Genomic DNA, 15,046 nt, shown 5'->3' with positions numbered 1-15,046 from the left:
GCTCCAATAGCACTTGAAAAAGAAACAAGATTTGCTATAAGAGAAGGTGGTAAAACTGTTGGTGCTGGTGTAGTTACTGAGATTATTAAGTGAGGCAAAAATGAGAGAAATAGTTTATCTTGCTTGCAGTCAGTGCAAAAATAAAAACTATACAAGCACAAGAGACAAAAAGAAATCAAAGGATAAGTTAGAATTGAGGAAGTATTGCCCTCATTGCAATACACATACTATACATAAAGAGGTAAAATAGGCCAGTAGCTCCAATTGGTAGAGCGGCGGTCTCCAAAACCGCATGTTGGGGGTTCGAGTCCCTCCTGGCCTGCCATAAATATTATATGTTTGAGAAAGTAAAAAGTTTTTTAGAAGAAGTTAAAGCTGAAATGAAAAAGGTTGTATGGCCAAAGAAAAGGGAGATTGTAACGGCTACTATTGCTGTTATAGTTTTCTCTTTTGTTGTGTCAGTGTTGCTTGGATTGTTGGATTTTATATTTTCATATGGTTTAGAAAAATTATTTAAATAGTTTGGTGACAAATGCTAGAAGATCAAGATTTTAAATGGTATGCTATACATACGCAGGTAGGCCAAGAAGAAAAAGTGAAAAATATGATACTAAGTAAGGCAAAAGAAGTTGGCTTAGAAAGTGACATAGCAGAAATTTTAGTTCCTCAAGAAGAAGTTATAGAGGTAAGAAAAGGTAAAAAAGAGCTTGTAAAAAAATGCATGTATCCAAGTTATGTTTTTATAAAATCTAAAATGAATGTTGCTCTTTACAATACCTTAAAAAGGCTTCCACTTGTAACTGGTTTTGTTGGTTCCAAAAATGAGCCAATACCAATAGATGAAAGTGAAGTTAAAAAAGTGGTCGATAAAATTAATAAAGCAAAAGAAGCACCACGTTTGTCTATCTCGTTTGAACATGGTGAAAAAGTTAGAGTTATAGAAGGGCCATTTTCAAATTTTGTTGGCACAATTGAAGAAGTGGATATTACAAAAGGTAGGCTTAAGATATTAATTAGTATTTTTGGAAGACCTACACCTGTAGAATTAGACTACAATGAAGTTGAGAAAGCATAAAAGGAGATTGGTATGGCAAAAAAAGAGTTAGTTACTCAAGTAAAATTACAATTGCCAGCGGGCAAAGCTACACCAGCACCACCTGTTGGTCCGGCACTTGGACAGCATGGGCTTAATATAATGGATTTTGTTAAAAAATTTAACGATGCAACAGCAGACAAAGGTGACACAATAATTCCTGTACTAATAAATGTTTATAAAGACAGGAGTTTTGATTTTATATTAAAAACGCCTCCAGCCAGTGTTTTAATTAAAAAAGCTTTAGGTATACAAAAAGGTTCAAGTAGTTCATTAAAAGTGAAAGTAGGAAAATTGAGCAAAGAAAAATTAGAAGAGATTGCAAAAATAAAAATGCCTGATTTAAATACAAAAGATTTACACAAAGCAATGAAAATAATTGCAGGTACTGCTGTAAATATGGGCGTTGAAGTACAAGATTTTTAATAGTAGAGAGGTTAAGAAATGGCAAAGCATGGTAAAAAATACAGACAAGCACTAAAAAAATACGATTTAACTAAAGAATACGATTTAGAAAATGCAATAAGTATACTAAAAGATATAGCATATGCAAATTATGATGAAACAGTTGAAGTGCATACAAATTTAGGAATAGATCCAAGGCATGCAGAACAACAGTTAAGGGGCACCGTGTTATTACCAAAAGGAACTGGTAAAACAGTTAAGGTTTTAGTATTTGCAAAAGGTGAAAAAATAAAAGAAGCACAAGAGGCTGGTGCTGATTATGTTGGCTCAGAAGATCTTATAGAAAAGATTCAATCTGGTTGGATGGATTTTGATAAAGTTATTGCTACCCCCGATATGATGGGAGCGGTTGGTAAAATTGGTAAAATTCTCGGACCAAGAGGATTGATGCCAAATCCGAAAGTGGGGACGGTTACATTTGATGTGGCAGCTGCAGTTAAAAGATTTAAGGCTGGAGAAATAGAATTTAGAAGCGATAAAACTGGAAATGTCCACTTAATAGCTGGTAAAAAGTCTTTTGATCAAACAGATTTACTTGAAAATATAAAAACGATATATGAAACGATTTTAAAAGCAAAACCATCGGCTGCTAAAGGTAAATATATAAAGTCATTTTATTTATCAACTACACATTCACCAAGTGTCAAGGTTAAGCTACAAGCGATTTAAATATAAAATCAAGAGGTCAAAGATAGCGGGTAGCTTATGCTTTAAAATTGCCTGCTTGAGACTTGGCCCGTCTTTAAAAGGAGGGAAGTTTTGAAAAAAGAAAAGAAAATCGAGATTGTTGAAACAATTAGAAAAAATCTCGAGAATGCTCAAGCTGTGTTTTTAGTCGATTATTCCGGTGTTGACGTTAAAACACTCGAGTCAGTTAGAGAACAAGTAAAAGAATTGGGCGATTCTTTCAATGTTATTAAAAACACGCTTGTAGCAAAAGCAACTCAAGACACAAAATGGTCTAATATCTTGGGTTTGCTTGAGGGGCCCAATGCATTTGCTGTTAGCTATAATGACCCTGTGGCACTTGCAAAAGTCCTTTTGAAAGCAGAAAAAAACATTGAAAAACTACAACTAAAGTCTGCTGTGATGTATGGTAGTGTATTTAATCATGATCAAATTGAAGCTATCTCAAAATTGCCATCGAGGGAAATATTATTATCGATGTTGCTTGGTGTATTAAATGCCCCAGCAAGAGGTCTTGTAAGTGCTCTAGCGGGTATTTTAAGAAAACCTTTATATGCATTGAATGCTATAAAAGAACAAAAAACAAATTAATTTTATGGAGGAGTATAAATGGCTGATATTACAAGACAAGATGTTATAAAGTTCATAGAAAACATGACTGTACTGGAACTTTCTGAGTTTGTAAAAGAATTAGAGGAAAAATTTGGCGTAAGTGCAGCAGCTCCACAGGTTGCAGTTGCCAGTGCTCAGCCTGCTGCAGCTAGTGAAGAAAAAGCTGAAGAAAAAACAGAATTTAATGTTATTTTAAAGTCTGCTGGGGATAAAAAAATCCAGGTTATAAAAGTTATAAGAGAATTAACACAGTTAGGTTTAAAGGAAGCAAAAGATCTAGTAGATGGTGCTCCAAGTAAAGTTAAAGAAAATGTGAGCAAAGAAGAAGCTGAAAGTATTAAGGCAAAATTAGAAGAAGCTGGCGCAGTGGTAGAAATCAATTAACATAAGTTTTTTTCAAAAGAAGAGGCAATCAAGCCTCTTCTTTTTTTGTTTATTATACCAACAATAAATATAAAAAAGTATTGATGAGGTGAATTATGGTGCAGCCTCTTTGCTTAGATTATAGGTTAAGAGTCAATTTTGCTCAAACTCAAGAAGTGTTATCTGTGCCAGATATTTTAAACATGGCTATAGAATCATACAATAGATTTTTACAAAAAGGAAGTGATTTTGAAAAAACATTAGAAAATGCATTTAAAGAAATTTTTCCAATTGAAGATGTTCACGGAAAAATCAAATTAGAATACGTTGATTATTACCTACGAGAAGCTAAATATAACCCTATGATTTGTAAACTTAAAGGTATAACATATGGTGCTTCTTTAATGCTCAAAGTAAAACTAACGCTTTGGGATATTGATGCTTCTGGTAATAAAATTGGGGTTAAAGATATAAAAGAACAAGAAATTTATGTATGTGAACTTCCATTAATGAGTGAATCAGGAAGTTTTATTATAAATGGTGTTGAAAGAGTTATAGTAAATCAACTACATAGGTCTCCAGGTGTAATTTTTAAAAATTTAACCCAACAAAAGGAAAATAATTATTACGCTCAAGTAATACCTGAAAAAGGTAGTTGGATTGAATTTGAAACTGATAATAAGAATCTTCTACATATAAGAATAGATAGAAAAAAGAAATTTCCAGCAACTGTTATACTAAAAGCTCTTGGTTTTAACGATTTAGATATTTTAAATAGAATTTACAAATTAATAGATATACATGTAAAAGATGGGAATTTTTATACAAAGCCCGATAAAAAATTACAGGGCTTTAAAGTTAAAGAAGATATTGTTGTAGAAAACGAAGTGATTGTTCAAAAGCAAAAAAAACTTACACCGAAAATTATTTCACGTTTAATAGATTTAGATATAAACGAAATTGTAATTGATGAAAACGAGTTTTTAGATAAATATATAGCTGAAAAAATTGACAATAATGGCTCTGTAATAGAAGGGCTTTCTTTAATAGATTCTAAGGTTTTACAAGAATTAAAATTAATGGGAAACTTTAACTTTAAGCTTGTATATAGTGAATATGATGATTACATGATTATTAATACGCTTAAAGCAGATCATGAAGTTTTGCAAAAAAGAAGGATTGGTCTAAAAGAAGATCTACCTATTGAAGACATTGCAAAAATTTACCTTCACAAATCTTTAAGACCTGGTGAGCATTCTTCTGTTGAAGAGGCTAATAAATTTTTTGCTGGTTTGTTTTTTGATCCTTTGAAGTATGATTTGTCAATAGAAGGTAGGGCTAAGATTAATGAAACACTAAATATAGATATACCAAAAGATATTAGAGTATTAACGGTTGATGATTTTTTTGGGATAATTAATCATATAATCTTGTTTAAAAATGGTAAAGTTTCAGCGGATGATATGGATAGCCTTTCAAATAGAAGAGTTCATTTAGTAGGTGAGCTTTTATATTCAGAAGTTAGAAAAGGTTTATATAGAATGCAAAGGCTAATAAAAGATAGACTTTTAATGCCAAAAGAAACAGAAGATTTAACACCATATGATGTAATTAATACAAAACCTGTTGCAACCGCAATTAAAGACTTTTTTGCAACAGGACAGTTGTCTCAATTTTTAGATCAAACAAATATACTATCTGAGATTTCTCACAAGAGAAGACTGTCGGCTTTAGGACCAGGCGGTTTAACACGTGAGAGAGCAGGTTTTGAAGTCCGCGATGTTCACCCATCCCATTATGGAAGACTTTGTCCAATAGAAACACCAGAAGGGCCAAATATAGGCTTAATTGTTTCGTTTTCAATATACGCTAGGGTAAACGAGTTTGGGTTTATAGAAACACCATATAGAATAGTAGAAAATGGGAAGGTTACAGATAAAATTGTTTATATGACAGCAGGCAAAGAAAAAGACCACATAATTGCACAAGCCAGTGTTGATTTAAATCCTGATGGCACATTTGCCCAAGATTATGTACCGTCAATGAAAAACGGTGAATTTATTATGGCATACAAAATGGATGTTAACCTGATGGATGTATCTCCAAGACAGATTGTTTCCGTTGCGGCGAGCTTGATACCATTTTTGGAACACGATGATGCAAATAGAGCACTTATGGGTTCAAACATGCAGCGTCAAGCTGTCCCACTTATTGCTCCTGAAGCTCCACTTGTGGGTACAGGCATGGAAAAAGAAGTAGGAACATACTCAAGGCATGCAGTGCTTGCTAAAAGAGATGGTAAAGTTATAAGAATAGAAAGCAACAAAATTTATATAGCAGTGCAATCACAAGAAGGAGCTTATGAAATAGATAAATATGATTTAAATAATTTTGTCAGATCAAACCAGGATACATGTTTTTCGCAAAAACCAATTGTAAAAATTGGTGATTATGTTAAAAAAGGTCAGGTTATTGCAGATGGTCCTACAATGGACAAAGGAGAGCTTGCGCTTGGAAGAAATATGGTTGTAGCTTTTGTACCATGGCGTGGATACAACTATGAAGATGGTATAACAATTTCAAGACGTGTTGTCGAAGAAGATTTGTTCACATCTATACATATAAAAGAGTTTGAAGTTTATGCGCGCGATACTAAACTTGGACCAGAAGAAATAACTGCTGATATTCCAAGTGCATCTGCTGAGTTAATTAAAAATTTAGACAAAAATGGCATAGTAAGAATTGGTGCCTATGTAAAACCCGGAGATATCCTTGTTGGAAAAGTTACACCAAAAGCGGAAACCCACTATTCCCCAGAAGAGAGGCTTTTAAGGGCAATTTTTGGTGAAAAAGCCTCTAATGTGTCAGATTCGTCCCTTAGAGTTCCATCAGATACAGAAGGCACTGTGATTGATGTTAGAATTTTTAGGCGAAAAGGCACCGAAAAACTAGCACGTGAAGAGTATATACAAAAAGAGGATATAAAAAAGATAAATGAAGAACTAAAAACTCAACTGCACCTTTTAGAGAACTTAAAACTAGAATCATACAAAAAATTGTTGGAAGAAGAAACATTAGAAAAAGATTTGTCTTTGCAGGATATTGTTTACAAGAAAGGCAGCAAATTGGATAAATGTGCGCTTGATGCTTTGGATGAAAATCAAATTAAAGAATTGCTATCCCCAAAAAACAAGTTGAAAGCAAAAGAAATAGAAAAACACTATAAAAAGATATCTAAAGCTTTAAAAGATGAGTATGCTAAAAAAATAAAAGAAATTGATAAAGAAGATGAATTGCCGCCAAGTGTAATAATGAGCGTAAAAGTTTTTATTGCAACAAAAAGAAAATTATCCGTTGGCGATAAAATGAGTGGAAGACACGGTAACAAAGGTGTGGTTTCACGAATATTGCCGGTATGTGATATGCCTTTTATGGAAGATGGTAGGCCGGTTGATGTTGTATTAAATCCATTAGGCGTACCTTCGAGGATGAATTTAGGGCAAATTCTTGAGACTCATTTGGGTTGGATATCTAAAGGTTTGGGTAAAAAAATTAATGAGCTAATAAAAGAAGAAAAAAAAGATGTACTAAAGCAATATTTAAAACAAATATTTCTTGGCAATGCTGATAAATTTATTGATAGTCTAAGCGATGAGATGCTTGATAGGTATGTTAAAGAATGGAAAAACGGTGTACATTTTGCAGCCCCTGTATTTGAAGGTCCAAAAGAAAAAGATTTTGATTACTATAAAAAGCTTTTAGGTATTGATACCTTTAAATCAACACTCTATGACGGCTTAACTGGTGAAAAATTCATAGAACCCGTCACTGTTGGTGTTATGTATATATTAAAACTACACCATTTAGTAGATGATAAAGTTCATGCAAGGAGCGTGGGGCCATACTCGCTTGTTACACAACAGCCTCTTGGAGGTAAGGCACATTTTGGCGGACAAAGATTTGGAGAGATGGAAGTATGGGCTTTAGAAGGCTATGGAGCTGCATATACTTTGCAGGAAATGCTTACTGTAAAATCCGACGATGTAAGTGGAAGAAGCAAAATGTACGAAGCAATAGTAAAAGGAAAACCAGTGTTATTGGGCGGTATTCCTGAATCGTTTAATGTACTTGTTAAAGAATTGCAGTCTTTGGGTTTGGATATAGAACTTTTAAAAGATGTTAGAAGAAGATAGGGGGTATAATGTTTACTGTATTAAAAAGTAAGCCAAAATCATCTAGAGATTTTGATAGCATAAGGATTAAGTTAGCTTCCCCTGAACGTATAAGAGAATGGAGTTATGGAGAAGTAAAAAAAGCTGAAACAATTAACTATAGAACTTTTAAACCAGAAAGAGATGGTCTGTTTTGCGCTAAAATTTTTGGCCCAATGAAAGATTATGAATGTTTATGCGGTAAATACAAGCGTATTAAATACAAAGGTATTGTTTGTGAAAAGTGTGGTGTTGAAGTTACAGAATCTCGAGTAAGAAGAGAACGAATGGGTCATATTGAGCTTGCAGTTCCTGTTGTTCATATATGGTATTTAAAAAGCGTTCCAAGCATGCTTTCTATTGTGCTTGATATGAAATTAAAGGATTTAGAAAGGATCGTTTACTATGAAGCGTATGTTGTTGTCCATTCAGAAGTTGATGAAATACCAGTAAAAACTGTTTTAACTGAAACGGCCTATAAAGAAGCAATAGAAACATACGGTATAAGAGTAAATGCTGAAATAGGAGCTCAGGCTATCTATACTTTACTAAAAAACCTGGATCTAGATAAAGTTTTAGATGAACTAAAAGAAGAATATGATGCAACTACTTCTGATTTAAAAAAGAAAAAAATTATGAAGCGCGCAAAACTCATCGAAAAATTTAAGAGAAGTCAAAATAAACCTGAGTGGATGGTATTAAAAGTACTACCAGTATTGCCTCCAGATTTAAGACCGCTTGTTTCTTTAGAAGGGGGTAGGTTTGCATCATCTGACTTAAACGATTTATATAGAAGAATTATAAATAGAAATAATAGATTAAAGAGATTGTTGGAACTTGGTGCTCCTTCAATAATTGTAAGAAACGAAATGAGAATGCTTCAAGAAGCTGTAGATGCTTTAATTGACAATGGCAGAAGGAAACAAGTGGTAAGGGCATCAAACAATAGACCACTAAAATCGCTAAGCGATACAATAAAAGGCAAAGAAGGACGATTTAGAAGAAATCTTCTTGGTAAAAGGGTTGATTATTCTGGAAGGTCTGTAATTGTAGCAGGACCGGATTTAAGAATTGATCAATGTGGTTTGCCAAAAATTATGGCTTATGAGCTATTTAAACCATTTATTTATAATAAACTAATAGAAGAAGGTCACGCATTAACTGTAAAAAATGCTAAAAAGATAGTAGAAGATAAAGAACCTATAGTTTGGGATTTATTGGAAGATATTGTAAAAGAATACCCTGTTATGTTAAATAGGGCACCTACATTACATAGAATTTCCATACAATCATTTTACCCAGTTCTAACAGATGAAAAGGCAATAAGACTCCATCCTTTGGTATGCGCTGCTTTTAACGCGGATTTTGATGGAGACCAGATGGCTGTGCATGTACCAATTAGTGTTGAAGCACAATTAGAATCAAAGGTAATAATGTTGTCTTCTCATAATATTATTTCTCCAGCTCATGGTAATCCAATAGCTGTACCATCACAGGATATGGTTTTAGGGATTTATTATATGACAAAAGCAAGAGAAAACGCCAAGGGTGAGTCAGCAATATTTGCAAATGCCTGGAGTGTAAGATTAGCATATGAGAATGGCGTAGTAGATTTGAATGCTAAAATAAAATATAAAGTTGAAAATACAGTTATTAATACTACAGTAGGTAGGGTTTTATTTAGTGAAATTGTACCAAAAGTAGTACCATTTTCACTAATAAATAAGACAATCGGAAAAAAAGACCTTAATAACCTTATTTCATATATATATAAAAATACTGATTTACCAACAACAGTTGCTTTTTTAGATGATGTTAAAAAAATGGGTTTTGAGATGGCAACAAAATCTGGTATATCAATTTCTGTTGATGATATACTGGTACCTGAAGATAAATCAAGTATTATCGAACATGCAGAAGAAGAAGCAAGAAAAATTCAAAATCAGTATGAGCAAGGTCTTCTAACAGATTCAGAGCGATATAACAAAATTGTTGATCTTTGGAATAATGTTACAGAAGAAATATCAAAAGTTATGATGTTAAAATTGGGCGGTGCCTATAATGAAAGTTTTAACCCAATTTTTATTATGGCAGATTCTGGAGCAAGAGGCAGTTTACAGCAAATGAGACAACTTGCTGGAATTAGAGGTTTAATGACTAAACCTTCAGGTGATATTATTGAAACACCAATAAAATCAAATTTCAAAGAAGGTCTTAATGTTATTGAATACTTTGTTTCAACTCATGGAGCAAGAAAAGGTCTGGCAGACACAGCGTTAAAAACAGCTAATGCAGGTTATTTAACAAGAAAACTTATTGATGTAGCACAAGATGTTTTTATTACAATAGAAGACTGTGGAACAACAGAAGGCCTGGAGGTTAGCGCTTTAATTGTAAATGGTGAAGAAATTGAATCTTTACAAGAAAGAATTGTAGGTAGAATAGCTGCTGAAGATATAATTAGCCCATTAACTCAAGAATTAATTGTAAAAGAAAATCAGGAAATTACAGAAGAATTAGCAGAAAAAATTGTTGAAGCCGGCATAAGAAGTGTAAAAATATTTTCTGTTCTAACCTGCAAAGCAAAATATGGTGTTTGTGCTAAATGTTATGGAAGGGATTTAGCTAGAGGTAGAAAAGTAGAAATTGGCGAAGCTGTAGGCATTATTGCTGCACAATCAATTGGCGAGCCAGGAACTCAGCTTACGCTTAGAACATTCCATGTGGGTGGTACTGCTTTAAGGGCAGGCGAAAAAGTGAGTGCAGAAACGAAAAAAGGTGGTATAGTAAAATATTTTAACTTAAGAACCTCTGTTAATTCTGAAAACAACAATGTTATATTAAGTAGAAGAGACGCAGCAGTACTAATTATAGAACCTCAGATTGTTTCAGAAAGTACTGGCTTGGTAAATATTGAACAGACGAAAACAGATTTTGTATTAAAAATAGATGATAAAGAAAGTTATAATATTAGAAAAATTGATTTTATTAATGAAAAAGACATCATTCAAAATGATGCTAATGTAGTTGGAAAGTTGATTTTTAATGTTGAAAACGGCCAATTAGTAAAAGAAGGTGATCTTTTGGTGGGTAGAATACTTGAAGTTTACACAGTACCAAAAAATCTACCTTATGGCGCAAGAATATACTTAAAAGATAATGATACCATAAGGCGATTTATTAGAACAAGTGATGCTGGTATTGTCAAATTTGTTGTATTAAAAGGACAAACATTTGTAGAAGTTGATAGTTTCGAAAACGATATTGTAGATAAGCATGGTGCCCATATAATAATTGAAGATGAAAATGCTACATTAAAAAAGAGATACTATCTATCTATAGGCAGTAAAGTTTTTGTTAAAAGTAAGAGCAAAGTAAAAGCGGGTGACATAATAGCAGGTTTTGACGATGTCATTAAAAAACGCATCATGGAATCTGATCCATCAATTTATTTATCAAGCACTATTATAGCAGATTGGGATTCATATACAGACTTTTTGCTTGTAGATACAGATGGTTATGTAAGGTTTGTTGATATAGTTAACAATGTAACTTTAAGGGTAGATATAGATAAAATAACTGGATTAAAGAGCAATATTATTATTGAAAGTAAAAATATTAATCTTAAACCTCGAATTGAGATTGTCGATGAAAATGGCAATGTAAAAATATCAGAAAATACTCATGAAAAAGCAGAATATTATCTTCCACCTGGTATAATTTTGCAAAAAGAAAATGGAGACTATGTAAGACCTGGTGATGCTATTGGTAAAATACCAAGAGAAGCTACAAAAACCACAGACATTACAGGTGGTTTGCCAAGATTAAATGACATATTTGAAGCAAAAAAACCAAAAGACTCTGCTGTATTAAGTGAAATAAGCGGTGTTGTATCTTATGAGGGAGAAATTAAAGGAAAACGAAAGGTCGTTATAACATCAACAATAGGTAAAGGTGAAGCAAAAAAAGAATACTTAATTCCTCGAAATAAGCGCATATTAGTTTACCCAGGTGATAGGGTTCAAGCTGGTGATCCCTTAACAGATGGTATTATAAACCCACATGATATTCTAAGAATCTTAGGTGAAAAAGTTTTAAGGTGGCATTTGGTAAACGAAATACAACAGGTTTATAAAATGCAAGGTGTTTCTATAAATGACAAACATATAGAAATAATTGTAAAACAGATGTTATCTAAGATTATTGTTGAAGATTCAGGGGACACAGATTTTATAGAAGGTGATTTAGTTGATAAATTTGTATTTGAAAGAAAAAATCAGCAGGCTATAGAAAATGGTAAAAAACCTGCAATAGGAAAGATCAGTTTACTTGGAATAACAAAAGCTTCTTTAAATACAGATAGTTTTATTTCTGCTGCTTCATTTCAAGAAACAGTTAAAGTTTTAACAGATGCAGCTATAAGTGGCTCAATTGATTCACTTAGGGGATTAAAGGAAAATGTTATTGTGGGGAGGTTAATTCCAGTAGGAACTGGTCAAAAAAGATTTGATGATATGAATATTGAGATGAAAATTCTTGACAAATAAAAGTTTTATTGGTAATTTAGTCAAGCTAATATTTCAAGGAGGTAATGGGTGCCAACTATTAACCAGTTAGTAAGGATAGGTAGAAAGAAAGTTAAAGAAAAAACGAAGACTTTGGCGTTACAGGGTTGTCCACAAAGAAGAGGCGTTTGTACAAGGGTATACACAACTACTCCAAAAAAACCTAACTCAGCTTTAAGAAAAGTTGCTAGAGTTAAATTGACAACGGGATATGAAGTAACGGCTTATATACCAGGTGAAGGTCATAATTTACAGGAACACTCTATTGTTCTTGTAAGAGGTGGTAGGGTAAAAGATTTACCTGGTGTTAGGTATCATATAATAAGAGGTACACTTGATACTGCCGGTGTTAACGATAGAAAACAAGGTAGATCAAAGTACGGAGCTAAAAAACCCAAGGAAGGTGCTGTAAATGAGAAGAAGAAGGGCTGAGAAAAGACAAACACAAAGTGATTTAGTTTATAATAGTGTTTTGGTTCAAAAGGCTATAAACAAGATTATGTACGATGGAAAAAAGTCACTTGCTCAAAATATATTTTATAAAAGTCTTGATTTAGTAAAAGAAAAAACTGGTCAAAATCCTTTAGAAATATTTGAACAAGCTTTAAACAATATTATGCCAAAACTAGAAGTTCGCCCAAGAAGAGTTGGTGGTGCTACCTATCAGGTACCTGTCGAAGTTAGAAAAGAAAGGCAGGTAAGTCTTGCTATTCGCTGGCTTGTAAATTATGCAAGACAAAGAAATGAAAAAAGAATGTTTGAAAAACTAGCAGGAGAAATTTTAGACGCTTTCAATAATAGAGGCGGCGCAATAAAGAAAAAAGAAGATACGCATAAAATGGCTGAAGCAAATAGGGCTTTTGCACACTATAAGTGGTGAGGTGGTATTTTGAGTAGAGCATACCCTTTAGAAAATGTTAGAAATATAGGAATTATTGCTCATATAGATGCAGGAAAGACTACAACGTCGGAAAGAATTCTATTCTATACGGGCGTTTCACATAAAATTGGTGAAGTCCACGAAGGCACTGCTACAATGGATTGGATGGAGCAGGAAAAAGAGCGTGGAATCACAATCACTTCAGCTTCAACTGTTTGCTTTTGGAAAAATCATAAAATTAATTTAATAGACACGCCTGGGCATGTGGATTTTACAGTTGAAGTAGAAAGATCCTTAAGAGTTTTAGATGGTGCTGTTGGTGTGTTTTGCGCAGTTAGTGGAGTTGAGCCACAATCAGAAACTGTTTGGCGCCAGGCTAATAAATATAATGTACCAAGAATAGCTTTTGTTAACAAAATGGATAGAACTGGTGCCAATTTTTTTAATGTTGTTAAAGAAATAAACACAAAATTAGGTTCTATTCCAGTAGTATTACAAATTCCAGTTGGTTCGGAATCAAATTTTGTAGGTGTTGTTGACCTTGTTAAAATGAAAGCAATTATTTGGGATTCTGATGTGCTTGGTGCTACATTTAGTGAAAAAGAAATTCCTGCTGATTTGTCTAGCTTAGCTAATGAATATAGGACAAAACTTATAGAAACAGTAGCTGATTATGACGAAGAATTAATGATGGATTACCTAGATGGTAAAGAAATCCCCGAAGATAAAATAATACAAGCTATAAGAAAAGCTACATTGTCAGGTAAATGTACACCGGTGTTGTGTGGAAGTGCTTTTAAAAATAAAGGCGTTCAGCCCCTGCTTGATGCAGTTACACTTTATTTACCTTCGCCGATCGATGTAGGTAGTATTAAAGGCAAAAATTTATCTGGCGAAGAAGAAGAAAGAATGCCTGACGATAAAGAACCATTATGTGCTTTAGCTTTCAAAATATTAAGTGATCCGTATGTAGGTAAACTTACATACTTAAGAATATATTCTGGGGTTTTAAAATCTGGCTCATATGTATTAAATTCAGCCAAAGGTAAAAAAGAAAGAATTGGAAGGCTTCTTTTAATGCACGCAAATAAACGAGAAGATATAGAAGAAGCTCATGCAGGTGATATTGTAGCTGCAATTGGTTTAAAATATACGGCCACAGGTGATACGTTGTGTGCAGAAGAAAAACCAATTATACTTGAAGCAATGGAGTTTCCAGAACCTGTTATATCAATTGCTGTTGAGCCTAAAACTAAAGCAGATCAAGAAAAACTATCAAATGCTTTACAAAAGCTAGCAGAAGAAGACCCTACATTTAGAATAAAATTTGATGAAGAAACAGCTCAAACGATTATATCCGGTATGGGCGAACTTCACCTTGAAATAATTGTGGATAGATTAAAAAGAGAATTTAATGTAAATGTTAATACAGGCAAACCTCAAGTAGCTTATAAGGAAAGTATTAAAGCTAAAGTTAAAAAACAAGGTAAATTTGTTAGACAAACTGGCGGCCATGGTCAATATGGTGATGTATGGCTTGAAGTTGAACCACAAGAGAGAGGCAAAGGTATAACATTTGTAAATAAAATAGTTGGTGGTGTTATTCCAAAAGAATTTATACCAGCAGTTGAAGAAGGTGTTAAAGAGGCCGCAGAAAATGGTGTATTGGCTGGTTATGAGGTTATAGATGTTAAAGCTACACTGGTAGACGGTTCATACCACGAAGTTGATTCATCTGAAATGGCTTTCAAAATAGCTGGATCTATGGCTTTTAAAGAAGCTCTTAAAGCAGCTAAACCGTATTTATTAGAGCCTATTATGGATGTTGAAGTTTCTACACCTGAACAGTACTTAGGAGATGTTATAGGTGATTTAAGTTCAAGAAGAGGTAAAATCAAGAGCATGGAAGATAAGTCGGGTGTTAAAGTTATAAGAGCTGACATACCCCTTGGTGAAATGTTTGGATATGCTACAACATTGAGATCTATAACACAAGGCCGTGGTACTTATGTAATGCAATTTTCAACATATGAAGAAGTCCCAAGTTCTATTGCGGAAAAAATAATAAAGAAAGAAGTTTAGGAGGTTTCCATTATGGCAAAGGAAAAATATGTTCGTACCAAACCTCACGTAAATATTGGTACAATTGGACACGTTGACCATGGTAAGA

At 33.4% G+C, this 15,046-nt stretch carries 13 protein-coding genes and 1 tRNA gene; all 14 read left to right on the top strand.

Translation table 11 applies throughout. The annotated features are described in order from the left end of the window. A partial coding sequence (locus BLQ93_RS08985) for an EF-Tu C-terminal domain-related protein (protein ID WP_143338730.1) occupies window positions 1–93 on the top strand: 93 nt, incomplete at its 5' end. 7 nt (window positions 94–100) lie between these two features. Further along, the gene (gene rpmG / locus BLQ93_RS08980; protein WP_025391441.1) at window positions 101–250 is read left to right on the top strand and encodes a 50S ribosomal protein L33; all 150 of its coding nucleotides are present in this window, start codon (window positions 101–103) and stop codon (window positions 248–250) included. Beyond that, window positions 249–325: transfer RNA gene (locus BLQ93_RS08975), tRNA-Trp, on the top strand. Before rpmG ends, BLQ93_RS08975 begins: the two co-directional genes overlap by 2 nt. 10 nt (window positions 326–335) lie before the next feature. After that, on the top strand, window positions 336–521 hold the full coding sequence (secE, locus tag BLQ93_RS08970) for a preprotein translocase subunit SecE (protein ID WP_092129752.1): 186 nt from the start codon (window positions 336–338) through the stop codon (window positions 519–521). A gap of 11 nt (window positions 522–532) precedes the next feature. Next, on the top strand, window positions 533–1,075 hold the full coding sequence (nusG, locus tag BLQ93_RS08965) for a transcription termination/antitermination protein NusG (protein ID WP_092129750.1): 543 nt from the start codon (window positions 533–535) through the stop codon (window positions 1,073–1,075). Between the two features lie 12 nt (window positions 1,076–1,087). After that, complete coding sequence (gene rplK / locus BLQ93_RS08960) at window positions 1,088–1,519, top strand: 50S ribosomal protein L11 (protein WP_025391444.1); 432 nt, start codon at window positions 1,088–1,090, stop codon at window positions 1,517–1,519. A gap of 18 nt (window positions 1,520–1,537) precedes the next feature. Further along, the gene (rplA, locus tag BLQ93_RS08955) at window positions 1,538–2,227 is read left to right on the top strand and encodes a 50S ribosomal protein L1 (RefSeq protein ID WP_025391445.1); all 690 of its coding nucleotides are present in this window, start codon (window positions 1,538–1,540) and stop codon (window positions 2,225–2,227) included. A gap of 90 nt (window positions 2,228–2,317) precedes the next feature. Then, on the top strand, window positions 2,318–2,836 hold the full coding sequence (gene rplJ / locus BLQ93_RS08950; RefSeq protein ID WP_159427524.1) for a 50S ribosomal protein L10: 519 nt from the start codon (window positions 2,318–2,320) through the stop codon (window positions 2,834–2,836). An 18-nt stretch (window positions 2,837–2,854) separates the two neighbouring features. Beyond that, on the top strand, window positions 2,855–3,241 hold the full coding sequence (gene rplL / locus BLQ93_RS08945) for a 50S ribosomal protein L7/L12 (RefSeq protein WP_025391447.1): 387 nt from the start codon (window positions 2,855–2,857) through the stop codon (window positions 3,239–3,241). A 95-nt stretch (window positions 3,242–3,336) separates the two neighbouring features. Further along, window positions 3,337–7,413 (top strand): DNA-directed RNA polymerase subunit beta, encoded by a 4,077-nt coding sequence (rpoB, locus tag BLQ93_RS09505; protein WP_173801033.1) that lies wholly within the window; start codon window positions 3,337–3,339, stop codon window positions 7,411–7,413. 8 nt (window positions 7,414–7,421) lie between these two features. Beyond that, the gene (rpoC, locus tag BLQ93_RS09500) at window positions 7,422–11,978 is read left to right on the top strand and encodes a DNA-directed RNA polymerase subunit beta' (RefSeq protein WP_173801031.1); all 4,557 of its coding nucleotides are present in this window, start codon (window positions 7,422–7,424) and stop codon (window positions 11,976–11,978) included. A 48-nt stretch (window positions 11,979–12,026) separates the two neighbouring features. After that, window positions 12,027–12,428 (top strand): 30S ribosomal protein S12, encoded by a 402-nt coding sequence (rpsL, locus tag BLQ93_RS08935; RefSeq protein WP_025391450.1) that lies wholly within the window; start codon window positions 12,027–12,029, stop codon window positions 12,426–12,428. Next, window positions 12,409–12,876, top strand: a complete 468-nt coding sequence (rpsG, locus tag BLQ93_RS08930) for a 30S ribosomal protein S7 (protein WP_025391451.1) — start codon at window positions 12,409–12,411, stop codon at window positions 12,874–12,876. Before rpsL ends, rpsG begins: the two co-directional genes overlap by 20 nt. Before the next feature lie 9 nt (window positions 12,877–12,885). After that, complete coding sequence (gene fusA / locus BLQ93_RS08925) at window positions 12,886–14,958, top strand: elongation factor G (protein ID WP_025391452.1); 2,073 nt, start codon at window positions 12,886–12,888, stop codon at window positions 14,956–14,958. Window positions 14,959–15,046: the final 88 nt, after the last annotated feature.

This window comes from Desulfurella multipotens, assembly GCF_900101285.1.
GTDB classification, from domain to species: Bacteria; Campylobacterota_A; Desulfurellia; order Desulfurellales; family Desulfurellaceae; genus Desulfurella; species Desulfurella acetivorans.
Note: the sequence above shows the minus strand (reverse complement) of the source record. Positions and strands in the feature narration are given on the sequence as shown.